The following is a 22,107-nucleotide window of genomic DNA, read 5'->3' as shown; positions in this document are numbered from 1 at the left end:
AAGAAAGATCCTGAATCCAAATGGACCAAGATCTTTCAATATATATCATTTTAAAAAGTCCTAGGACTTATTGTCAAAATTTATTAGTGACCTACAGTTACCAATTCTTTGATAGATGGTACAAAAGTCGTTAAGTCAATACCTTCAACTGCGGCTTTGTATTCCTCGATATTAGGAATTCTTCCGATGATGGCAGAAAGAACAACAACTGGTGTAGAAGCCAATAAAGATTCTCCTTTTTTACGTTCAGAATCTTCAACCACTCTTCCTTGGAAAAGTCGGGTAGAAGTGGCTAAAACAGTATCTCCTTTTTCCGCTTTTTCCTGGTTACCCATACAAAGGTTACAGCCTGGACGCTCTAGGTACATCATGTTTTCATATTCAGTACGCGCTGCACCTTTCGGAGCGTTGTCGTTAAACTCGAAACCTGAATATTTTTCTAATAATTCCCAATCACCTTCCGCTTTCAATTCATCGATGATGTTGTAAGTTGGAGCAGCAACAACCAAAGGTGCGCTGAATTCCACTTTGCCATTTTGTCTTTCGATGTTTCTTAGCATTTGAGAAACGATTTTCAAATCGCCTTTGTGAACCATACAAGATCCAACGAAACCAAGGTCTACTTTTTTGTTTCCACCGTAGAAAGTAAGGTCTCTGATGGTATCGTGCGTATATCTTTTAGATACATCTTCGTTGTTGACATCTGGATCGGCAATCATTGGTTCTGCAATGGCGTCAAGGTCAACTACAACTTCTGCGTAATATTTTGCATTGGCATCTGGTGTCAAAGCTGGTTTCTCGCCAGACTTGATCTCAGTAATTCTCTTATTTGCTTTATTAATTAAACCTTGAAGAACATTCAGGTGATTATCCATTCCTTTGTCGATCATGATCTGGATTCTGCCTTTTGCAATCTCCAAAGATTCGATCAAAGTATCATCTTCTGAAATACAGATAGAAGCTTTTGCTTTCATCTCTGCAGTCCAGTCGGTGAATGTAAATGCCTGATCTGCTGGAAGTGTTCCGATATGAACCTCGATAATTCTACCTTGGAAAACATTTTCGCCTCCAAATTGCTGAAGCATTTGTAATTGCGTTGCGTGAACCACATCACGGAAATCCATATGCTGTTTCATATCGCCTTTGAAAGTTACTTTCACAGATTCCGGGATCGGCATAGAAGCTTCACCAGTCGCTAATGCCAAAGCAACGGTTCCTGAATCCGCTCCGAAAGCTACACCTTTGGACATTCTTGTGTGAGAATCACCACCGATGATGATCGCCCATTCGTCAATCGTGATATCATTCAAAACTTTATGAATAACATCTGTCATCGCGTGGTATTCGCCTTTCGGGTCACGAGCGGTGATCAAACCGAAATCATTCATAAATTTCATCAATCTAGGAATATTAGCCTGCGCTTTTTTATCCCAAACTGATGCAGTATGACAACCGGATTGGTAAGCACCGTCAACAATTGGCGAAATAACTGTTGCTGCCATTGATTCCAATTCCTGAGCGGTCATTAGTCCTGTTGTATCCTGAGAACCAACGATGTTAACTTCTACACGAACGTCAGATCCAGCGTGCAACACTTTTCCTGGAGCTAAACCAACAGCATTTTTATTGAATATTTTTTCAACCGCAGTAAGACCAACGCCTTCTTTGGTGATTTCTTTTGATGGCGCGTAAACAGTTGGGATCTCAATTCCTAAGATATTGGAAGCCCAAGTCTGTAATTTTTTACCAAAAACGATGGCGTATGAACCACCAGCTTTGATGAATTCCATTTTTTGCGGCGTGAATGACTTAGAGATGTCTTTCAATTCCTGATCGCCGTTGTATAATTTTTTTTCCTTGATGTTAATTGTAAGAACAGTTCCTGTAGCTACAGAATAAACTTCTTCAAGAATAGGTTCGTTGTTTTCGTTACGGATCACATTTCCTTCTGCATCTACTTTCTTAACCCAGTTTTGAAGGTCAATTCCGATTCCACCAGTTACGTCAACTGTTGTCAAGAAAATTGGAGAGATTCCGTTCGTTCCAGCAACAATTGGAGCAATGTTCACAAATGGAATGTATGGACTTGCTTGTTTTCCGGTCCAAAGAGCCACGTTGTTCACACCCGACATTCTGGATGATCCAACACCCATTGTGCCTTTTTCAGCGATTAACATCACGCTTTTGTCAGGATGTTGCGCCTGCAAAGCTTTGATCTCTTGCTGAGCCTCAGGTGTCATCATACAGAGGCCATGAAGTTCACGGTCTGATCTTGAGTGCGCCTGATTTCCTGGGGATAATAAGTCGGTAGAGATATCACCTTCACCAGCGATATATGTTACAACTTTTACTTCTTCTGGAGCTTCCGGAAGTTTTGTGAAGAATTCAGCTTGTGCATAGCTTTCAATCAATTCTTTAGCAATCTCGTTACCGTTGTGGAAAGCCTCTTTCAAGCGGTCTGTGTCAGCTTCGTAAAGGAAAACCTGATTTTTAAGGACTTCCGCTGCTTGTTTGGCAATGTCGTTGTTATTTCCTAATGCAAGGTCTAGCAAAGCTTCAATTGAAGGTCCGCCTTTCATATGAGATAACAGTACGAATGCATAGGCGGGAGAAATTTCAACTATTTCAGATTGTCCAAGGATGATCTCTTTCAAAAACTTCGCCTTGACTCCAGCAGCACTTGTGGTTCCTGGTAAAACGTTGTAGATAAAAAAGTTAAGAGAGTCTTCCCTGTGTGCGTTCTCGGAATCTTTGATCTGTGCGATGATCTCGCTCAGTAATTCTGCACCGTCAATAGGCTTCGGATGTAGGCCTTGGCTTTTTCTCTCTTCGATCTCTTGGATGTAATCCTGATAAATATTCATAAATAGAAATTCTTTTTAAAAATTAAGAGTAGATTTGTAGAGGAAGTTGTTGCCAATCTTTATCATTACAATCTACTGTTTTGATATGTTGCAGTTTGACTTTTAGTAAAAGTCTCGGCCAGGAAGGATTTTATTCCTTTTCAAACCGCACAAATTTACGAAATTATACGCTTTTAAACGATTAGATTAATTTAGATTCAAAATAAATTAGATTTAATTTATCTATATTATATTATTTGTTCAAATTAATTTCTACTTTACAAATTGAAGTTGATTAATATTATGAGTTTGAAAATCAATACATTAATTAAAAATAATAAAAAACGGATTGCTTTTTGTGTATTTTTTGTTTGTGTGATTTGTCTTTATTTTTTTATTGATCCTTCAAAAAGTACTTATTTCCTCAAATGCCCTTTGAAGCTGACCACTGGTTACGAATGTGCAGGTTGTGGCGTCCAGAGAGCGTTGCATGAGTTGTTGCATTTCAGGTTTTTAGAAGCTTTCAAATACAATGCGTTATTCGTCATTTCAATTCCGATTTTGCTGGTGGTTTTTATCATTCATCTTTCAAAAAATGAAACTCTGAACCAGATTTTGAAGCGTTTTTTTGGCAGCAAGATCTTCATTTTTCTTGTATTAATAATAGTTTTCGTATTTTCGTTGCTGAAAAACACAGACTTCTATAAAGATTTTATTTTAAATCTCTAATACACGACCCGATGAAAAAACTTTTTAGCTTAGTTTTTATAGGCTGTTTCCTCGCAGCTTTTTCTCAGATGAAGGAAGATTATTTACCTTCATTGATCCCGCAAAAAATCGATGGTAAATCTGGATATGTTAGCCAGCAAGGCAAGATGATGATCACGCCAGAATATCATATTGCGATGTTCTTTTCTGAAGATTGTAACCTTCTCAATTCCCCAAATAAAAAGGCCAGAGTTTTTGGTTCTGCCGATTACGCGACTGTCGAAAAAAATAATATTTCTTACCGTATCAATAAAAAAGGAGCACGAGTCTATCAATATAAAAAGGCTGATCTTGGAAAGTGTTCGCAACCTTATGAGATCTCCAGATTTAAAGCATTTACATTAAATGGAATGTATGGTTTGGTGAGCAAGGATAGTATTGACTTAGGCGGCTACAAAGATTTTGACATCTATCCACAATATCAGATGTTGTATGTTCTGGAAAGTGACAGGGAAAATCCAATGATAATCGCTATCCGTAATAACAAATTTGGAATTGTTGATAAGCAGAATAAAGTCGTTGTTCCTTTCATTTATGCGGATATCAAAATGAATCTCTCCTGGAAAACTGCCCATCTTTTTGAGGTGTCAAAGGACGGAAAGAATTATTTTTATGTCGATAAAAACAATAAAGCCTATTAATTCAAAAATATTTGTAATTTCGCAGTCAGAAATTTAAGGGGTGCTGTAACAAGCTGAGATTATACCCAATGAACCTGGAACAGGTAATGCTGTTTAGGGATACATCATTATAAATGATAAAACATAAATGATAATTGATCACCTGCAGAAAGATCATTTATCAACTATCATTGATCATTTATATCTATAGTCGCCCCTTTTATTCTAAAATAATTTTAACAAACAAAATTTTTTAAGAATGAAAGGTTTACTTTTTTTAGGAGTGTTCATTGCTCCGTTCTATTTTTCACAAACTACAGATTCTGTACAGGTTACAAGCATCAAAGCAGTTGAATTTACCAAGCGTACGCCGGTCGCAAAATCCATCATCAATGTTGATAAAGAACTTGCGGATAAAAATCTAGGCCAGGATCTGCCGATTCTCTTAAAAAACCAAATGTCGGTCATCTCTACCTCCGACGCGGGAAATGGTGTAGGTTATACAGGTTTAAGGATCAGAGGAACTGCTGGAACAAGCATCAATGTGATGTTGAATGGTGTTCCTTATAATGATTCCGAATCTCAGGGCACTTTTTTCGTGAACGTTCCAGATTTGACGAGTTCAGCCTCACAGATTGTAATCCAGCGTGGTGTGGGAAGTTCGTCTAACGGTGTTTCGGCTTTCGGAGCGAGTGTGAATGTCATTTCCAGAGATCCATCGGACACATTTTCTGTGAGAACGGATGATTCTTATGGCTCGTTCAATACCTACAAATATTCTGCTGAGGTCAATTCCGGGAAATTCTGGAAAAACCGATTGTCTGTAATGGGGAGATACACGCATATCCACTCTGACGGTTTTATTGACAGGGCTTTTTCCGATTTGCATTCTTATAATTTCTCCGCTTTGTTCCAAGAGAAAAATACAGAGTTGAGGTTTTTGGCTTTCGGCGGAAAAGAGAAAACCTACCAAGCGTGGAATGGGATAGATAAAGAAACTTGGGAAACGAATCCGAAATTCAATTATTCCGGTGCGATCTACGATGCAAATTGGGAAAACATCACAAGTTATTATGATAATGAAACCGATAATTACAGACAAAGTCATTATCAATTCTTATGGAATCAGAGATTTTCTGATGCGTGGAAACTTGAAACTACGGCGCATTACACCAAAGGAAAAGGTTTCTATGAGAATTATAAACAAGGTGACCCTTTTGCAAGATATAGTTTGCCAAACCTGCTTGTAAATGGAACGGAAGAAGAATATTCGGATTTCATCAGAAAAAAATGGTTGGATAATGATTTCTATGGTGTCATCTCCACTTTATATGGTAAATTAGGAAACCTTGACCTGAATGTCGGCGCTGTCGCCAATCAATATTATGGAAAGCATTTTGGAAATGTGACCGGCGTTTTCTTTCCACAAATTCAGGAATCTGAATATTATAGAAACCGGTCTATTAAAAATGAAGTGTCTGGTTTTGCAAAAGCGATTTATAAATTAGGTCAATTCGAAATTTTTGGAGATCTGCAAGTAAGAAATATCGATTACGATACAAAGATCCAATTGGCTGGTGATTCCGAAGGTGCAGACCTGGACAGAAAATGGACGTTCTTCAATCCAAAAGCTGGTGTCAATTACAATATCGGAAATGGAAAAGTATTTCTTTCTTATGCCAACGCTCATCGTGAGCCGAACAGAGATGATCTTTTTGATAATCCGGATACAAAGGAGGAAACGCTTCACGATTTCGAAGCGGGTTGGGAGCAGCAGTATGGAAAAGTCGCTTTATCGGCGAACGCTTATTACATGTATTATGAAAATCAACTAGTTCTTTCCGGAAGAATCAATAATATAGGAGAGTTTATCCGTGAAAATGTTGATAGAAGTTACAGGTTGGGATTGGAATTGGCTGCAAACGCAAGACTCTCAGAGAAAATTCAGTTAGGTGTAAATCTGTCTTTGAGTCAGAATAAGATCAAAGAAATAAACTCTGTCAGGGACGAAGAAGATACAGTTCTAAAGAATACGGATATTTCTTTTTCGCCAAATATGATTGCTAATGGAAATATTCTTTATTCTCCATTCAAGAATTTTAATCTTGGAATTACGGCGCAATATGTTGGGAAACAGTATTTGGATAATCTGGAGACCACTGACAATAGACTTGAAGATTATTTGGTTCCGGATTTCAATATGTCCTACAAATTACCACTTGCAAAAAATGAAGTTGTTTTGAGATTCTTGTTAAATAATTTCACAGATGTTAAGTATGTCAACAACGGTTTTAGTGGACCATATTACTTCTCGCAGGCCGGAATTAACTTTATGTTTGGGGTTTCTGTTAAGCTAAATTAAATTTTTTATTATTGATAATCAGTTTATTAAGTCGTATTTTGCTTTAAAGATAAAATTTTTATGTGTTAACTCAAAATTAATGTTAGTTTTACAAACAGTTCATAATGCTTTTGTGAGAAGTATTTGGATCAATTTATATAGACCTTAAAAATTAACATTTATGAGAAAAATTTATTCTTTAGCACTTGCTTTAGTTGCAGGTGTTGCTGTATCGGCACAACTTACTACCCAAATCACTAGCCCAGGCGTTTTCAAATTGACATACGGTGCAGCCAATGATTATTCTTTCTACGATCCAGGATTCGAAGTTTCAACATTTTATGTCCATACATGGATCACTACTGCAGACAACTCTGCAGGTATGTCTTATGATGATGCCTGGAGCAACTCAAATGTTACAATGAATTGGGATTCTGTAGCTGGTGCTTACGTAGGAACAATTGATTTAAATACAAAGACTTTTACAAACAGTAATAATAAAGTGGCTGGCGGTACTACCGTTCAAAAAATGGGAATCGTCTTCAAGGATATGCAAAATGGTGCTTCAAAACAATCTGTAGATTCTTCTATACAAGGACCAACGACATTGCCGACTTTGGCAGTTTCGGATGCTAGCCATTCAAAAGCGAAATCGCAAGTTGCAGCTGGGAAACTTTTCACATCATCAAAAGGGAATATTGACCTTACAGTTTATGACTTTGGTGGAAAAGTGATCAAAACGATGAAAGCAAACGCAAACGGAAATCCTATTGATCTAAACATCAACCAAAAAGGATTGTTCTTGGTTCAGATCTCCGGAAGCAATATTTCTGAAGTTGTCAAATTTGCCAACTAGACCTTAACTATTCATATCAAATTCTAAAGGCTGCTGTAAAAAGCAGCCTTTTATATTTTCTACAACCTCAAAAATTATGTAGTTTTGTGCCAAATGAATTTTGAACATCATATATATCAATATCTTCTGAAGCATCACAAGGCAGAAGTCCCAGATCTAGGCGTTTTCGAACTTACCAAAGAATCTGCAAAGATCGATGCGGCAAATTCTATCATCACACCGCCAAAAGAGCTTGTGAAGTTCCAATATCAGCCATCTACATTTGATAACAAGCTTGCAAAATATATTGCAGAAGAGACCAACTCCAATTTTTTCATCGTTCAGATGGATCTTAAGAATGAGGTCGCCAAATGGTTTCAGAAATTGCAGACAGAAGGCAATCTTACGTTGGAAAATCTCGGCCAATTTCAATTGGATGATCAAAATAAGATCATTAAAATTAGCGATGAGACCGATGATGTTTTCGGATTGGAAGCCATCAATCTGCAAACCTTAAAGAAAACCTTCCCGAAGAAAAATATTGTTTCTGATAATTATACCTTTAATAACAATGTCATTTGGACATTCTTAGGCATTGTTATATTAGGAATTATTGCTCTGTTTGTTTTCGGTGATCAACAATTGATATTTGGAAAATCGTCTCAAATTCCAACTAAGAAAACAGTCAAAAAAGCAGAACCAAAAGTGCTGACAGTTCCCAAACAGGACTCAACCAAAATAGATAGTATAAAACCAACAACGCATGCAAAAATCCAAAAATCCAATAGATAGCCTTACGGTAATGACGAACATCGTCCTGCCCAACGAAACCAATTCACTGAGAAATCTTTTCGGAGGCGAACTGTTGTCAAGAATGGACAGAGCAGCATCGATTTCCGCAACCAGACATTGCGAAAGACGCGTTGTAACAGCTTCTGTAAATCACGTTTCATTCAATCACCCGATTCCAGAAGGTGGAATTGTGGTCTTGGAGTCCAAAGTTTCCAGAGCGTTTTCTACATCGATGGAAATTTACGTGGATGTTTGGCTAGATGATCCGATCAATCAAACAAAAACGCATACGAATACAGGGATCTATACTTTTGTGGCTGTGGACGAGTTCAACCGACCGATTCCAATTCCTCACATAGAACCAGAAACAGATCTGGAAATAGAACGTTATGAGGCGGCATTGAGAAGAAAAGAATTGTCACTGATCCTTTCCGGAAGAATGAAGCCGACAGATTCTGTAGAACTCAAAAAATTGTTCTTAGGAGAATAATTTAAAACATATGAACGGGCTTTTTTAGCTCGTTTTTCATATTACAATATTGATCTAATTTCTATAGACTCAACTCTTAAATCTGTTCCAATGAAAATCCTTCAACTCGATAAAAACCACCCTCTAATTTCTGAACAACTGACTGCAAAAGGTTTTGTGGTAGAAGAAGACCATGTTTCCACTTACGATGAGGTTTTGAAAAAGATTCAGGACTATGAAGGAATCATCATCCGAAGCCGAATTCCTTTAGATGAAAATTTCCTCACCAAAGCTTCTCATCTCAAATTCATTGCAAGGGTAGGAGCGGGAATGGAAAACATCGATATCGAAACTGCAGATAAGCTTGGAATTAAACTGATCAATTCTCCGGAAGGCAACCGCGATTCTGTTGCAGAACACGTTGTCGGAATGTTGTTGATCTTGATGAACAGATTATTCATTGCTTCCAACGAAGTGAAAAACGGGATTTGGAAACGTGAGGAAAACCGTGGTGATGAATTGCTGGGAAAAACTTTTGGGATCATCGGTTATGGCAATATGGGAAAAGCTACGGCAAAGAGACTTTCTGGTTTTGGCGTTGAGGTTATTTTCCACGATATTTTACCGAATCTTTCCGATGAATTTGCAACGCAGGTTTCATTGGAAGAACTTCAAAAAAGAGCGGATATTCTCAGTCTTCATATTCCGTTGACCAATGAAACAAATTATTTGATCGATGAAAACTTCATTTCGAAAATGGAAAAGAATTTTTACCTCGTGAATACTGCGCGAGGGAAAAACCTTAAAACGAAAGCTTTAGTAGAAGCGATTGAAGCTGGTAAAGTTCGTGGTGCTTGCCTGGATGTTTTGGAATATGAAAAGTCTTCTTTTGAAAATCTGGAAGTAGAAAACGCAGACCTGCAGTTTCTTTCAGATTCCGAAAAAGTAATTGTGACGCCACACATCGCCGGCTGGACACATCAAAGTAAAATCAAATTGGCTCAGGTAATTGTTGATAAAATTCTAGCGGATTTCAAAAAATAATCAGCAAACTTAACACTTTAAATCTAATAAATCCAATCGTTCTTCAGAACTTTGAGATGAAGTAGTTTATCTCCGATTTTTTCAAAGACATACGCCACATTCAAAGGTTTATTAGGTTTTTGATCCGTCTGAATATACACTATAAAAGATTCATCATAGGCATGATTAGGTGGCTGTATTAGTACACGATGATCTCGATCTGTCTTGGGAGCTCTGGTATATTCTAGGATTTTTTTATAACCTCTACCCAAAGATACTTCGACCTTTTCTGAATCAATATAATCTCCCCAAAAACATCTTGGAGATTTTCTCAAGAAAGCGTCCAGATCTTTTTGAAATAACCGACCTTCTTCTGCTGGTCTATTTGATATAATTTCGAAAGAATTCGAAAAAGCTATATTATGTTTGATATCTTTGATGTCCAGGATTTTGATAACATTCTCGGATTCTACTCCTAGGTCTGTTTGCCTTTTCAAGCAATACAGAAAATTAGAAAAAGAATGATAGTCTGGAAACTTTATTTCAAGTCCTTTAATCTGAACTAACGGATAGTTCCAAGGTTTTGATTCTATATTTTGGACTGAATCAATTCTAAATCTTAGATATTGTTGCACATTTTCTAAATTATATATCATTTGAATTTATTTGAAACAAAACTAATTAAAGATTCTTTAAAAAACATTTAGTTTAGTTCTTTTGATATTATGAAAGCTTTATTTAACAAATGTTAAGATAATTCTATTCGGTCAAAATTTCATTTTATATTAACTTGCGAACCTTAAAGAAGTTTGGATATAATGAATTTTAGAAAAGTAATTGCTCCGGTTTTAGTTGTATTGTCAATTGTTTCTTGCAGCAAAAAATCGGAGAAGGAAAACAATGTAGAGGAGTCAAAACTTCCAAATTATGGAAACGTCGATCTAGAAAAAGTCTTTACACCAGAAGAATCGGTTTTGTTGGAAACGCCAAATATCCTACCGAAGATCAATAATTATTATCAAAAAATCTGGGAACAAGGCGATTTGAGTGGCGGCGTCCTGGTAGCAAAAGGTAACAAGATCATCTTTGAAAAATACAGAGGATTTGGTAGAGAAGGCAAACAAATGCCAATTGACCAAAACACGCCGCTTCATGTGGCCTCGGTCAGCAAAACGATGACAGCAATGGCCGTTCTGAAACTCATAGACGGCGGAAAACTGAAACTCGAAGACAATCTTACCAAATTTTTCCCCAAATTCCCATACACAGACATTACCGTTTTCAGTCTACTCTCTCAAAGAAGTGGGCTGCCAAAATACGAACATTTCGATCAAGGCATAAAACCAGCGCCTGAAGAACTTAAAAAAGAATTCCTTACCAACCAGGATGTTTTGGATATGTTGATCAAATACAAACCGGATCTGGCAAGAATGTCCAACACCGGATTCATGTATTGCAACACCAACTTTGCTTTGTTGGCTTTGATCGTAGAAAAAGTAACTGCAACACCTTTTCCACAAGCCATGCAGGAGATCGTTTTCCAACCTTTGAAGATGAATCACACTTACATCTTCCAGAAAAAAGACATTCCGACAGCGTCTCAATCGTTTTTCAGTGGTTATAGACTTTATCCATTGGATAAACTGGATTTGATCTACGGTGACAAAAACGTTTACACAACACCGAGAGATTTGCTTAATTTCTCTGTTGCATTATATTCCAAAGATTTCCTGAAACCAGAACTAGCAGCCAAGATCTTTGAACCTTACAGCAACGAGAAAAAAGGTGTCAACAATTACGGTTTTGGATTCCGAATGAAGAATTTTGACAACGGCGAGAAGCTCACGTATCACAATGGTTGGTGGCACGGGACCAATTCCGTTTTCGCCCATTTGTTGAAATCAAAGGTCACGATCATTGCGATTGGAAACAAATATTCTGGAAAGGTCTATTCTGCTTTATCATTGTCCGGATTGTTTGAGGATTTCCCTTTAGAAATAGAAAAATTCAACAAAACGATGGATCCAACGGGAACTTTAGAAACTGATTCTGCGAATACAAGTTCTGGAGATTAAAATGTTTTTATATTTGTAGAAAACTTATCTATGAATAAAACTTATTTTATTTTCATTTTATTTTTATCAAATAAAAATTTTGCACAAAATGGTAATGCAAATGTGACCAACAACAATACGAATAGAGAAATGCTTTACATGAGGTCAGGCTATAAAAGTACTATTGAAACTGCAGGTAGCCCGTATCTCTATCCCGAATATAAGAAAGCAAGTATAGCATATAATAAAACCTTAGTAGATATGCGCTATAATGCTTATAAGGACGAAGTTGAGATCATTAGTAATAATCAAAGCATTACAATCTACAAAAAACTAGAATATTCTCCTATTCATATAATCGATAGTGATGAATATATTTATCTTATGGAGTATCCGTATGATGGTAAAAAAGTCACTGGCTATTTGTTTGAAGTGAGAAAGAATGAAGAATTTACAATTTTTATAAAGATTTCTAAAACATATAATAAAGGAAGATATGCACAGGATTCTTTTGACATTGATAAGGCAAATTCTTATGAGGATTTAGCAGATGTATTTTATATTAAGAAAACAAATGAAGAAATTGTACAGATGCCAAGTACAAAGAAAAAACTCATAGAATTGTTTCCGAATAAAAAAATAAAGATTGAACAAACTATAAAAGAAAATAAACTAGACTCTAGAAAATTAAATGTCTTATCACAAATTTTTAGAGCTTTGTCTTAATTTGTCGGAATTTATCATTGATTATCAGAACTTTAATAATAATTAAAGTTCTTTTTTTATTTTTGATGTAATAAATGTTACTTTACAGATGTCTTACTTTTAAACAACCAAGAACTCTGAAGGATTCAAAACTTAAAACTTTGAATTTCAAACATCAAAAGAATCCATATGACTCAAGAAATATTTCAATCAACGGTTTACAGTCTCAAGAATGAGATGTTCCGTTTTGCGAAAAAATTTCTGATGAGCGCAGATGAAGCCGAAGATGTCGTGATGGACCTGATGGTGAAGTTCTGGCAGAAGAAAGAAGAACTCACGGTTGTAGAGAATTTGAAAAGTTTCGCCATGAGAAGTGTGAAAAATGAATGTCTGAACCGCCTGAAACACCATGAAGTGAAATTGGGATTTGCAAGCCAGACAAAGCACACTTCGGAACTTTACCAGATCGAAACCAATAATATGAGAGAGCAGATCTTGGGATTCATTTCCCAACTGCCGGAAAAACAAAAAATGGTCATTCACCTGAAAGATGTAGAAGAATATGAGATCTCAGAGATTGCGGGAATAATGGAAATAGAAGAAAATGCAGTCCGCGTGAACCTGATGAGAGCAAGACAAAAAGTGAAAGAATCAATTAACAAACTCTATGCGTATGAAAACCGACAGATACAAGGATTGGGAATCTAAATTCTTCGAAGGCGAAGAGCTGACGCCGGAAGAAGAATTGTTCCTGAAAAATGAAAGCGAAAACCCATATTTCTCATTCCTAAAAGAAGAGAAACAGGAAAAACTGGATATCAGCTTCGAGGATTTTTTAAAGAAAACAGAAGAACCGAAAATAATCCCAATTCCAATTAAGAAAACATCTTACAAAATGTATTGGATGGCAGCGAGTTTGATTTTATTGATGGGAGTCAGCGCGTTTTGGATGTTCAATCAGCCACAGAAAATAGAAGCAACGATTGCTAAAAATCCAATTGTTCCTAAGAAAGAAAAAATAGAAAAAGTTGTCCCGGTTGATGAAATGATTGAACAAACTTCAACACCAAAACCAGTTTTAGCCAATCAAGAAACTCAGAAAGTTGACAAAACTGCCAATGATACAGTGGTGAAAGAGCTTGTCAGAAAAGAATTTGAAAGACTGATGGCGCAACAGGAAACTGAATCCAACAAAGAACAAAAGCAGATCCAAGTTCCAACAGAATCTATCTCAGATTACAACCCGAACTATGTAATCATCAATGGTAAACCAATTTATGATGAAGGTGAAGCCATTGCGGTTACAGAGAATGCTTTTAATTATTTTGCAAGTAACATTACCCAAACCATAAATCACGCAGAATCTGCCCAAAATCAAGTTGATTTTTACAGGATTCTTAATTATTAATTTTAAAATCAATGTCATCGCCAACTAAAATGTTTTCAAACTAGATCTAATCAAAATGGCGATTACAAAGACCTTAAGCAAATCAAATATCAAAATGAAAAAAATATCAATATTAATCGTACTCTTTCTACTGTCCACGAACATTTTCGGGCAGTCAGAAAAGCTAAATGAACTCTTTGACCATTATCAGGATACGGAAGGCGTAACCTCGATCAAGATCGCGAAACCGATGTTCAAACTTCTGAACAATCTGAAAATTGATGATGAAGAATTAGGCAAGATCCAACCACTTCTCGGAAAAGTGAACGGACTGAAAATGCTGATCCTGGAAAAGCCTAGCAAATCTGAAAACGGCGATTCAAATGATCAGAAAATGCTTCTACAATCCGGTAAAATCGAAAAAGAAATTGCGGCCTCTCTCAAAAATATGAATTATGAGGAATTGGTCACCGTCAACAGCCGCGATAACAAGATCAAATTTATGGCACAGGATATCACGGCCAATGTTCTGGACAATCTGATCCTGAATATCACCTCGGAAGATAGTTCAGTTCTAATGATGTTGGACGGGAAAATTTCGATGGAGGACGTGAGTAATCTGATGGCGGAAACTCAGAATGTAACCTCTGTGAATCCAGTGTCAACTATCACTTCAAACAACACGAATGTCGGAAGTGTGAGAACGGTCCCAGCTTTCAACGGAATCGAAGTTTCATCTGGCGTGGAAGTGGAATTTAGTCAAAATCCTACGCAAAACGTCGCTGTGAAAACCGAAGCTGACAAGCAACAATACGTAGTGACCGAAGTAGAAAACGGTGTTCTGAAAATTTTTGTGAGAAACAAAGGTGTTAAGAATTTGAATTTCAACAACTTGAAAGTGGTGGTTTCCAATCCGAAATTATCACGACTCGTGACTAAGTCTGGAGCTTCTTTCAGAGCGGTAACATCAATCAATGAATCTACGCTTGCCTTGAGCAGTAATTCTGGTTCATTGGTCTCAGGAACTTTCAAGATTTCTACAAACAGTGCTTTGGAAGTAGAATCTGGGTCCAATGTAAAGATCAATCTTGATACAAAATCTATCGCTATAGATGCGAGTAGCGGAAGTTCTTTGAAGTTGTCGGGAACGGCAAACACAAGCGTGATCAGCGCGAGCAGTGGAAGTTCGGTTTCTGCAGGTGAGTTTGTGACGAAGTCAGCAGTTGTAGAAGCATCTTCCGGTTCTAGTGTGAAGATCAACACAACGGAAAGCATCACGGCCAGCGCAAGTTCAGCAGCGTCTATCCAATACAAAGGAAATCCAGCTAAAGTGACCAAATCTGCTCAGGAAGTAACTGGCGCAAGTATCAATTCCATCAACTAAAAACTTAAAATTATGTTGCGTTTTTTATACATTATCATTTTAGCGGTTGTCGGTTTTTTTCTACAGTCGTGCATGGTTTCCCAGAAAAAAGTTCATACCGATTTCTTTGACAATCCAGGATTCAAGAACAGTTCAACTTATCTAAGTATCAATGTTCCGACTTTTCTCGCAAGGTCCTACGTGAAAAATGCGATGAAGGAAGATGGCGAAAGTCAGGAAGTGATCGATCTGGTAAAGAAGATCAAAGATGTGAAAGTTCTTATTGTCGAAAGCTCTACAATGCCTGTTAAAGCCGAGTTTCAGAAATATCTGACCAAAAATAATTATGAGGAATGGATGTCTTTGAAACAAGAAGGAAATCTCATCAGCCTGAATGCACAGCAAACCGATGACATCATCAAACGAATGATCATCACGGTGAGAGATGACAAAGACGAAACGATTTTCGTAGATGTTACAGGGAAATTCACAGCGGATGATATTTCAAAGATCATCAACGCCACAGAGAAAAATCAAATCAAGATCAATAGAAATTAATTTTTCAACAGCCACTATTTATTAGTGGTTTTTGTGGTTTTGAGAATCCGCTCCTTGCCGTGTCGCACGATTTTTTTAATTAAGTCTAATGGAATATCCTCATCCAACGGAATCTGAATCGCACCTTTGGAAGTTTTATAATTTGACAATTCCTGTTCGTAAAACGAAATTGCTTCCGGTCCGGGATAAAGTCCAATGTGGTTGGTAAATGCTGCGAAATGGATCATATTTTTACCTTGAAAGACGAAAGTTGGCATCAGGTATTTGATGCACTCTTCACCTTCCGGAATTTCATTTTTGATTTCCGTTCTAATGGTTTCCAGCTTTTTTTTAATTTCACTGTCAAACTGAGAGAAGTAATCTTCGAAGTTTTTCATCATTCTATGGTTTTAATCAAAGTTAAAAATTAAAATGATATACGAGATTTTCTCAAAGATCATCTTCGGAATTTAAAATATTTTGATAATTCGTGTTTTTTACCTTTTAAAAATTGAGAAGCCATTTCCATTCCTATCACCGAAAAAGTAATACCATTTCCTCCAAATCCTAAGACAAAATAAGCACTCGGAAAATCCGGATGTTCGCCGATGTAAGGCAATCCGTCTTTGGTTTCACCGAAAGTTCCAGCCCAGACAAAATCGGTTCGGAAATCATTTTCAGGTAAATATTTGCTGAGTTTTTTAACTAATTTTTGTTCCTTTTCGTGAAGCAGAGAATCCCGTTTTTCGGCATTCACAAATTCCTCATCTTCACCACCGATCAAAACCCGGTTGTCATCAGTAGTTCTCATATAAATGTAAGGTTCGGCTGTGTTCCAAACCAAAAGGTCATTCAGTTCCTTGTGATTTTTCTCATTCTGTTCGCCAACGATGGCGTAAGTTGACAATAGGTTTACAAAATCGTCTTTGATGATCTCTGTACTTTCGAAACCGTTGCAGAAGATGACTTTTTTAGCTTTGATCTTATTTCCAAATTCTGTGGTTGCGGTGACGCCATTTTTTTTATAATCGAATTTGATGATATCGGTCTTATCAAAAACCTGTAGTCCTTTTTTATAATTGTAATTAAGAATGTCGTGTGCTAAACAAAATGCATCGATGCTTCCGCCTTGCTCGGAAAGTATTCCACCAAATGTATTTTCGATTTTAAATGTCGTGCTGATTTCTTCAGACGAAAGCCATTTTATAGGAAAATTTGCTGCTTTTCTAGCTTCGAATTCCTTTTTCAAATCCGGAACATCTTTTTTGAAAGCTGCGAAATAAAGTGATTCCTTTTTCTTGAAACCACATTCTGATTTGATTTGTTTGGCAACTTTTCCCAAGGTGTCAATAGAATCATAACATGCCCAATATGCTTTCTCCGCGCCTTCTTTTCCAATCATTTGTGAGAGTTCAAAAAGCGGAACATCAATCTCATATTGCAACATTGACGTTGTGGCACTCGTACTTCCATTCCCGATTTCGCGTCGGTCCACCAAAACAGTTTTGTAGCCGTCTTTTATCATCTGATGAGCGAGAAGAGAACCGGTGATTCCACCTCCGATGATCAGGATTTCGGTTTCGATATTTTCTCTAAGCGAAGGATAAGAATGTTTGATGCCGTCTTTGACGAGCCAAAATGGTTCAGGAGATTTTAGTTTCATAAATTAATCTTTGATTCCGATGCTTGTAATCAAAAAGCAAACCGAGAATTTGGAATTGGAAAAATTCCAAGCTAATTACTGTAAGACAAAATAACGCCTTCTTCGCGGTCATATTCGTTTCCTAAGATTTCTCTGGCAAATATTTCTGATAGAAAATAAGACTGGAAATTTTGATTTTTCTTGCGTGATTCGTGTTCTTCCTTAGAAATCAATTCACCATCAATAAAGTATAGCGTTTTATTTTTAGGCTTAAATTCAACTTTTTTTGCTGATTCAACATTAATTTCTACACTTGGCTTTTCCTTGATTTGTTTCTTAATAAAAGTATAAAACTGATCTTCATTCTTTTTTAAAATAAACAAATTAAAAATACAAAAAAACCTCAAAGAAATTTTCTTAGAGGTTTCCAATTTATTTAAAATTAAAATTTGCTTATTGAACTTCCGACATTTCCGCCTCGAACTGTGCTAATCCTGCCTTCGTGCTTCCTTTGTCAGTGCCTTTTTGCCATTCTTTTTCAGCTTTTATTTTATCACCCAAACTATAATAATAACTCCCCATAACAGTATGACCTTCAACTTCGCCCATGCTAATGATTTTCTGTCCCAATTTGATGATTTCAGGATTTTGTTTTGGCTTTTTCGTTTTGCTGGTCAAGACTGCGCCCATTCCGCCAATATCTTCCATTACCATTAGTCCAAACTTCTCCATACAAGCTTTTGCGAGACCTCTGTTGCATAAATCATCAATAGTTTTGGTATAATTTGCCATTGCACTTTCGTCAAACAGTTTTTCCAGATCATTGCTTTTAGCTCTGGTTTTGCGGTAGTATTCGTAAAGAAGTTTCGCGTTTTTTTTAGCTAACGCATCGTCTTTTCTGTTGTTTTCGGCAATGCTGTCTTTCTTCAAATCCCATTTTGTATTTTTCACCCAGCTTGAATTCCCGCTCAAGCGATTTTTAGCAAATTTAAATATAAAAATATCCTTATCAGGAAATACTACCACAGAATCGCCTTTTACAAAATAATCACCCTTCCCATATCCTGCGATATCCACTTTTCCATTGCCATCAAAAGCAAAATAAGAATATAAGGATTCTTTGGATTGTGTCATAAAATAACCTTGAAGGTTGTTGTCAGCTTCTTGAGCGTTGAAAACTCCGCTTGCTATAATTCCTAAAAGAAATAAAATGTACTTTGTCATTTGAAATTTTTACGACAGTAAAAGTAAGAAAAAACCTCAAAGAAACTTCCTTGAGGTTTATTTATAATTTTAAAACAGTTAGCATTAAAAACTGTCTGCTCGACACGGGCCTACATATTTCTTCTGTACTTACCACCTACTTCAAACAAAGCATTGGTAATCTGCCCAAGCGAACAATATTTCACGGCATCCATCATTACATTAAATAAATTTTGCTGATTGATGGCAGCGTGTTGTAATGTTTTCAAAGCGGCTTCAGATTTATCTTCATTTGATTTCTGAAAATTATGAAGCGTTCCGATCTGAACCTGCTTTTCTTCCTCAGTCGAACGGATCACTTCTCCCGGGCGAACCGTTGGCGAACCGTCTTTTCCTAAGAAAGTGTTTACACCGATGATTGGATATTCTCCTGTGTGTTTCAACCATTCGTAATGCATCGATTCTTCCTGAATTTTCGAGCGTTGATACATCGTTTCCATTGCACCAAGAACACCACCTCTTTCTGTGATTCTGTCAAATTCTGCATATACAGCTTCTTCAACCAAATCTGTTAATTCTTCAATAATAAATGAACCTTGAAGCGGATTTTCGTTTTTCGCCAATCCCAATTCTTTATTGATAATCAACTGAATTGCCATTGCTCTTCTTACAGATTGCTCAGTCGGCGTTGTAATCGCCTCGTCATACGCATTCGTGTGAAGTGAGTTACAGTTGTCATAGATTGCGTAAAGCGCTTGAAGCGTCGTTCTGATATCATTAAAATCAATTTCCTGAGCGTGAAGTGAACGTCCCGAAGTTTGAATGTGATATTTCAACATCTGGCTTCTTTCGTCTGCTCCGTATTTCAGTTTCATTGCTTTTGCCCAGATTCTTCTTGCCACACGTCCGATTACTGAATATTCAGGATCGATTCCGTTGGAGAAGAAGAAAGATAAGTTTGGAGCGAAATCATTGATATCCATTCCTCTTGATAAATAGTATTCCACGTAAGTGAAACCATTTGCCAATGTAAATGCCAACTGAGAAACCGGATTTGCACCCGCTTCTGCAATGTGATATCCTGAAATAGAAACCGAATAGAAGTTTCTTACTTTTTCTGTAATAAAATATTCCTGAACGTCACCCATCAATCTTAGGGCAAATTCAGTAGAGAAAATACAGGTATTCTGAGCCTGATCTTCTTTTAAAATATCAGCCTGAACTGTACCACGAACGGTCGCGATCGTTTTAGCTTTAATTTCAGCATAAGCTTCAGCAGGAATAACTTCATCTCCGGTAAGTCCTAATAACTTTAATCCTAAACCGTTATTTGATGGAGGTAATTCGCCGTTATATTTTGGTCTTGCTAATCCTTTATCGTCAAATTTTGCTTTTAAAGCTTTTTCAACATTCGCTTCTAATCTATGTTCAGCAATATATTTTTCAACATTTTGGTCAATTGCCGCATTCATGAAGAAAGCCAACAACATTGGAGCCGGTCCGTTGATGGTCATCGAAACGGAAGTCATGGCGTTCACCAAATCAAATCCGGAATACAGTTTTTTCGCATCATCCAAAGTTGCGATAGAAACTCCCGCATTTCCGATTTTACCATAAATATCTGGCGGTAATGCTGGATCTTGACCGTATAAAGTCACGGAGTCAAATGCTGTAGACAAACGTTTGGCATCCATTTCCGCAGAAACGTAATGGAATCTTCTGTTGGTTCTTTCGGGTCCGCCTTCTCCAGCGAACATTCTTGTCGGATCTTCACCCGTTCTTTTGAAAGGATAAATTCCAGCTGTGTAAGGAAATCCTCCCGGAAGATTTTCCTGACCTTTCCATTTGATCAAATCTCCCCAATCGGTGTATTTTGGTAAAGCGATTTTTGGAATTTTTAAATGAGATAAAGATTCTGTTGAGGTTTCAACCTTAATTTCTTTTCCTCTTACAAAGTAGGAGTAAAACTCTTCGTGGAAGGCTTTTTTTGTATCGTCCCAAGTTTTCAGGAAGTCGATGTTTTCCTGTTGAAGTTCTTTTTCTGCTTTTTGATATTCGGCGTCTAAAGTTTCGTTTGAAATGATTTTTTTAACACCTTCAATATGATACATTTTTCTTGCAAGCTCAGCTTGTTTTTCAATGTTTGCATCATAAATTCTGTTGTTTTCAACGATTTCAGAAAGGTAACGAACTCTTTTTGGTGGAATGATTGTTACTTCGTCAGTGATTTCCTGTTCAACAAATGTTTTTAAGTTTAGATCAGCAAATTTGTCGTTTACTTTAGAAACGAGTCGGTTGTATAATTCGGTTGTTCCGTGATCGTTGAATTGTGATGCTTTTGTGGCATAAACCGGCATTTCATCCAATGGCTGTTCCCATAATAAATGGTTTCTCTGGAACTGTTTTCTTACGGCTTGAAGTGCATCAAGAGCACCTCTTTTGTCAGATTTATTTAAAGCAACCAAATCTGCATAATCTAACATATCGATTTTTTCTAACTGTGTAGAAGCTCCGTATTCAGGAGTCATTACGTACATTGAAACATCAGCAAAATCTGAAACTTCCGAACCGGATTGTCCGATACCTGAAGTTTCCAGAATGATAACATCAGGATGAGCTAATTTCAAAACATTTAATGCAGAATGAATAAACGGAGAAACGGAAACATTGTTTTCTCTCGTCGCCATCGAACGCATATAAACTCGAGGATCATTGATTGCGTTCATACGGATTCTGTCTCCCAAAAGTGCACCTCCGGTTTTCTTTTTCGAAGGATCAATGGAGATAATAGCAATCTTTTTATCAGGATTTGAACGTAAAAAACGTCTTACCAATTCGTCTGTTAGAGAAGATTTTCCTGCTCCACCTGTACCTGTGATACCGATGATTGGAATATTTAAATCCATTGATTTTTCATTAATGGCAGCAACCAAATCCGGTTTTTCTTCTGAAAAGTTTTCAACCGCTGAAATGATTTTAGCAATGCTTGTAGAATTTTCAAAACTAATAGAATCTAAATCACTTGCTTCTACTTCTTTTCCTGTTGCGAAATCTGATCTTTTTACCAAGTCATCGATCATTCCCTGTAAACCAAGTTCACGACCGTCATCCGGAGAATAAATTCTGTCGATCCCGTAAGCCATAATATCTTCGATTTCTTCCGGCAGAATTACACCGCCACCGCCACCAAAAATTTTGATTTGCGGAGAATTTTTTTCTCTTAAAAGGTCGTAGATGTATTTAAAATATTCGTTGTGACCACCTTGGTATGAAGTTAGGGCAATCGCATTAGCATCTTCCTGAATGGCTGTGTTTACAACTTCTTCAGCAGATTTGTCATGACCAAGGTGAATGACTTCGCATCCCGTTCCCTGAATGACACGGCGCATAATATTAATCGCAGCATCGTGACCGTCGAATAACGAAGCTGCGGTGACAATTCTTACTTTGTTTGTTGGTGTGTATTTTTGGGTTTCCATTTTCATAAGATCGATGTTTCCAAAGATAATATTTTTTGTGAAATGC

The 22,107-nt window shown here is 37.0% G+C and carries 20 protein-coding genes and 1 riboswitch; of the genes, 13 read left to right on the top strand and 7 right to left on the bottom strand.

The features are described 5' to 3' along the window. Nucleotides 1-83 precede the first annotated feature (83 nt). A complete protein-coding gene (locus AXA65_RS03825) occupies nt 84-2,864 on the bottom strand; it encodes a bifunctional aconitate hydratase 2/2-methylisocitrate dehydratase (protein WP_063968792.1) in 2,781 nt (926 codons plus the stop codon). A gap of 414 nt (nt 2,865-3,278) precedes the next feature. Here AXA65_RS03825 and AXA65_RS03820 point away from each other — a divergent pair, with 414 nt between their 5' ends. The 7 genes from AXA65_RS03820 (at nt 3,279) to AXA65_RS03790 (ending at nt 9,712) form a co-directional block, all read left to right on the top strand. Next, complete coding sequence (locus AXA65_RS03820) at nt 3,279-3,572, top strand: DUF2752 domain-containing protein (RefSeq protein WP_165596561.1); 294 nt, start codon at nt 3,279-3,281, stop codon at nt 3,570-3,572. Nucleotides 3,573-3,583: 11 nt separating this feature from the next. Then, nucleotides 3,584-4,252 carry a WG repeat-containing protein gene (locus AXA65_RS03815; protein ID WP_063968791.1) on the top strand — a complete coding sequence of 223 codons (669 nt, stop codon included), beginning with the start codon at nt 3,584-3,586 and terminating at the stop codon, nt 4,250-4,252. Nucleotides 4,253-4,278: 26 nt separating this feature from the next. After that, nucleotides 4,279-4,369, top strand: a riboswitch (TPP riboswitch). 121 nt (nt 4,370-4,490) lie between these two features. Further along, a complete protein-coding gene (locus AXA65_RS03810) occupies nt 4,491-6,593 on the top strand; it encodes a TonB-dependent receptor (protein WP_063968790.1) in 2,103 nt (700 codons plus the stop codon). Between the two features lie 160 nt (nt 6,594-6,753). Next, nucleotides 6,754-7,428, top strand: coding sequence for a T9SS type A sorting domain-containing protein (locus AXA65_RS03805; protein ID WP_063968789.1), 675 nt, complete (start codon nt 6,754-6,756; stop codon nt 7,426-7,428). Between the two features lie 93 nt (nt 7,429-7,521). After that, the gene (locus AXA65_RS03800; RefSeq protein WP_063968788.1) at nt 7,522-8,199 is read left to right on the top strand and encodes a hypothetical protein; all 678 of its coding nucleotides are present in this window, start codon (nt 7,522-7,524) and stop codon (nt 8,197-8,199) included. Continuing rightward, a complete protein-coding gene (locus AXA65_RS03795) occupies nt 8,171-8,689 on the top strand; it encodes an acyl-CoA thioesterase (protein ID WP_063968787.1) in 519 nt (172 codons plus the stop codon). Before AXA65_RS03800 ends, AXA65_RS03795 begins: the two co-directional genes overlap by 29 nt. A 90-nt stretch (nt 8,690-8,779) precedes the next feature. Continuing rightward, on the top strand, nt 8,780-9,712 hold the full coding sequence (locus AXA65_RS03790; protein WP_063968786.1) for a 2-hydroxyacid dehydrogenase: 933 nt from the start codon (nt 8,780-8,782) through the stop codon (nt 9,710-9,712). Between the two features lie 23 nt (nt 9,713-9,735). Here AXA65_RS03790 and AXA65_RS03785 read toward each other — a convergent pair whose 3' ends face one another. Continuing rightward, on the bottom strand, nt 9,736-10,347 hold the full coding sequence (locus tag AXA65_RS03785) for a hypothetical protein (RefSeq protein WP_063968785.1): 612 nt from the start codon (nt 10,345-10,347) through the stop codon (nt 9,736-9,738). A 162-nt stretch (nt 10,348-10,509) separates the two neighbouring features. Here AXA65_RS03785 and AXA65_RS03780 point away from each other — a divergent pair, with 162 nt between their 5' ends. The 6 genes from AXA65_RS03780 to AXA65_RS03755 all read left to right on the top strand — a co-directional run bounded on the left by AXA65_RS03780 (nt 10,510) and on the right by AXA65_RS03755 (nt 15,758). Continuing rightward, complete coding sequence (locus AXA65_RS03780) at nt 10,510-11,766, top strand: serine hydrolase domain-containing protein (protein ID WP_063968784.1); 1,257 nt, start codon at nt 10,510-10,512, stop codon at nt 11,764-11,766. Nucleotides 11,767-11,796: 30 nt separating this feature from the next. Further along, nucleotides 11,797-12,471 (top strand): hypothetical protein, encoded by a 675-nt coding sequence (locus AXA65_RS03775; RefSeq protein ID WP_063968783.1) that lies wholly within the window; start codon nt 11,797-11,799, stop codon nt 12,469-12,471. Between the two features lie 168 nt (nt 12,472-12,639). Continuing rightward, nucleotides 12,640-13,158 (top strand): RNA polymerase sigma factor, encoded by a 519-nt coding sequence (locus AXA65_RS03770; protein ID WP_063968782.1) that lies wholly within the window; start codon nt 12,640-12,642, stop codon nt 13,156-13,158. Continuing rightward, nucleotides 13,124-13,858: a hypothetical protein gene (locus tag AXA65_RS03765; protein ID WP_063968781.1), complete on the top strand. Its 735-nt coding sequence runs from the start codon at nt 13,124-13,126 to the stop codon at nt 13,856-13,858. Before AXA65_RS03770 ends, AXA65_RS03765 begins: the two co-directional genes overlap by 35 nt. Before the next feature lie 94 nt (nt 13,859-13,952). Then, nucleotides 13,953-15,221, top strand: a complete 1,269-nt coding sequence (locus tag AXA65_RS03760; RefSeq protein WP_165596560.1) for a DUF4252 domain-containing protein — start codon at nt 13,953-13,955, stop codon at nt 15,219-15,221. Between the two features lie 12 nt (nt 15,222-15,233). Continuing rightward, entirely contained in the window at nt 15,234-15,758 is a 525-nt protein-coding gene (locus AXA65_RS03755) for a DUF4252 domain-containing protein (RefSeq protein WP_063968779.1), read from the top strand. A 14-nt stretch (nt 15,759-15,772) separates the two neighbouring features. Here the strand turns inward: AXA65_RS03755 and AXA65_RS03750 are convergent, their stop codons facing one another. From AXA65_RS03750 to AXA65_RS03730, 5 genes are all read right to left on the bottom strand, one after another. Beyond that, the gene (locus AXA65_RS03750; RefSeq protein ID WP_063968778.1) at nt 15,773-16,138 is read right to left on the bottom strand and encodes an iron chaperone; all 366 of its coding nucleotides are present in this window, start codon (nt 16,136-16,138) and stop codon (nt 15,773-15,775) included. A 56-nt stretch (nt 16,139-16,194) separates the two neighbouring features. Beyond that, nucleotides 16,195-17,400 carry an NAD(P)/FAD-dependent oxidoreductase gene (locus AXA65_RS03745; RefSeq protein ID WP_063968777.1) on the bottom strand — a complete coding sequence of 402 codons (1,206 nt, stop codon included), beginning with the start codon at nt 17,398-17,400 and terminating at the stop codon, nt 16,195-16,197. Nucleotides 17,401-17,471: 71 nt separating this feature from the next. Continuing rightward, nucleotides 17,472-17,810, bottom strand: a complete 339-nt coding sequence (locus AXA65_RS03740) for a hypothetical protein (RefSeq protein WP_131797760.1) — start codon at nt 17,808-17,810, stop codon at nt 17,472-17,474. Between the two features lie 22 nt (nt 17,811-17,832). Further along, the gene (locus AXA65_RS03735) at nt 17,833-18,603 is read right to left on the bottom strand and encodes a hypothetical protein (protein WP_063968775.1); all 771 of its coding nucleotides are present in this window, start codon (nt 18,601-18,603) and stop codon (nt 17,833-17,835) included. A 110-nt stretch (nt 18,604-18,713) separates the two neighbouring features. Further along, a complete protein-coding gene (locus tag AXA65_RS03730; protein WP_063968774.1) occupies nt 18,714-22,061 on the bottom strand; it encodes a methylmalonyl-CoA mutase family protein in 3,348 nt (1,115 codons plus the stop codon). Between the last annotated feature and the right edge of the window lie 46 nt (nt 22,062-22,107).

The sequence above is a fragment of the Chryseobacterium sp. FP211-J200 genome (assembly GCF_001643375.1).
GTDB classification, from domain to species: Bacteria; Bacteroidota; Bacteroidia; order Flavobacteriales; family Weeksellaceae; genus Epilithonimonas; species Epilithonimonas ginsengisoli.
Note: the sequence above shows the minus strand (reverse complement) of the source record. Positions and strands in the feature narration are given on the sequence as shown.

What these genes read in the sequence shown, in the direction of transcription:
- AXA65_RS03765 (WP_063968781.1), top strand. Translation starts at nt 13,124, where the DNA reads ATGAAAACCGACAGATACAAGGATTGGGAATCTAAATTCTTCGAAGGC.
- AXA65_RS03790 (WP_063968786.1), top strand. Translation starts at nt 8,780, where the DNA reads ATGAAAATCCTTCAACTCGATAAAAACCACCCTCTAATTTCTGAACAA.
- AXA65_RS03760 (WP_165596560.1), top strand. Translation starts at nt 13,953, where the DNA reads ATGAAAAAAATATCAATATTAATCGTACTCTTTCTACTGTCCACGAAC.
- AXA65_RS03795 (WP_063968787.1), top strand. Translation starts at nt 8,171, where the DNA reads ATGCAAAAATCCAAAAATCCAATAGATAGCCTTACGGTAATGACGAAC.
- AXA65_RS03785 (WP_063968785.1), bottom strand. Translation starts at nt 10,347, where the DNA reads ATGATATATAATTTAGAAAATGTGCAACAATATCTAAGATTTAGAATT.
- AXA65_RS03755 (WP_063968779.1), top strand. Translation starts at nt 15,234, where the DNA reads ATGTTGCGTTTTTTATACATTATCATTTTAGCGGTTGTCGGTTTTTTT.
- AXA65_RS03815 (WP_063968791.1), top strand. Translation starts at nt 3,584, where the DNA reads ATGAAAAAACTTTTTAGCTTAGTTTTTATAGGCTGTTTCCTCGCAGCT.
- AXA65_RS03775 (WP_063968783.1), top strand. Translation starts at nt 11,797, where the DNA reads ATGAATAAAACTTATTTTATTTTCATTTTATTTTTATCAAATAAAAAT.
- AXA65_RS03730 (WP_063968774.1), bottom strand. Translation starts at nt 22,061, where the DNA reads ATGGAAACCCAAAAATACACACCAACAAACAAAGTAAGAATTGTCACC.
- AXA65_RS03780 (WP_063968784.1), top strand. Translation starts at nt 10,510, where the DNA reads ATGAATTTTAGAAAAGTAATTGCTCCGGTTTTAGTTGTATTGTCAATT.
- AXA65_RS03800 (WP_063968788.1), top strand. Translation starts at nt 7,522, where the DNA reads ATGAATTTTGAACATCATATATATCAATATCTTCTGAAGCATCACAAG.
- AXA65_RS03750 (WP_063968778.1), bottom strand. Translation starts at nt 16,138, where the DNA reads ATGATGAAAAACTTCGAAGATTACTTCTCTCAGTTTGACAGTGAAATT.
- AXA65_RS03735 (WP_063968775.1), bottom strand. Translation starts at nt 18,603, where the DNA reads ATGACAAAGTACATTTTATTTCTTTTAGGAATTATAGCAAGCGGAGTT.
- AXA65_RS03770 (WP_063968782.1), top strand. Translation starts at nt 12,640, where the DNA reads ATGACTCAAGAAATATTTCAATCAACGGTTTACAGTCTCAAGAATGAG.
- AXA65_RS03810 (WP_063968790.1), top strand. Translation starts at nt 4,491, where the DNA reads ATGAAAGGTTTACTTTTTTTAGGAGTGTTCATTGCTCCGTTCTATTTT.
- AXA65_RS03805 (WP_063968789.1), top strand. Translation starts at nt 6,754, where the DNA reads ATGAGAAAAATTTATTCTTTAGCACTTGCTTTAGTTGCAGGTGTTGCT.
- AXA65_RS03825 (WP_063968792.1), bottom strand. Translation starts at nt 2,864, where the DNA reads ATGAATATTTATCAGGATTACATCCAAGAGATCGAAGAGAGAAAAAGC.
- AXA65_RS03745 (WP_063968777.1), bottom strand. Translation starts at nt 17,400, where the DNA reads ATGAAACTAAAATCTCCTGAACCATTTTGGCTCGTCAAAGACGGCATC.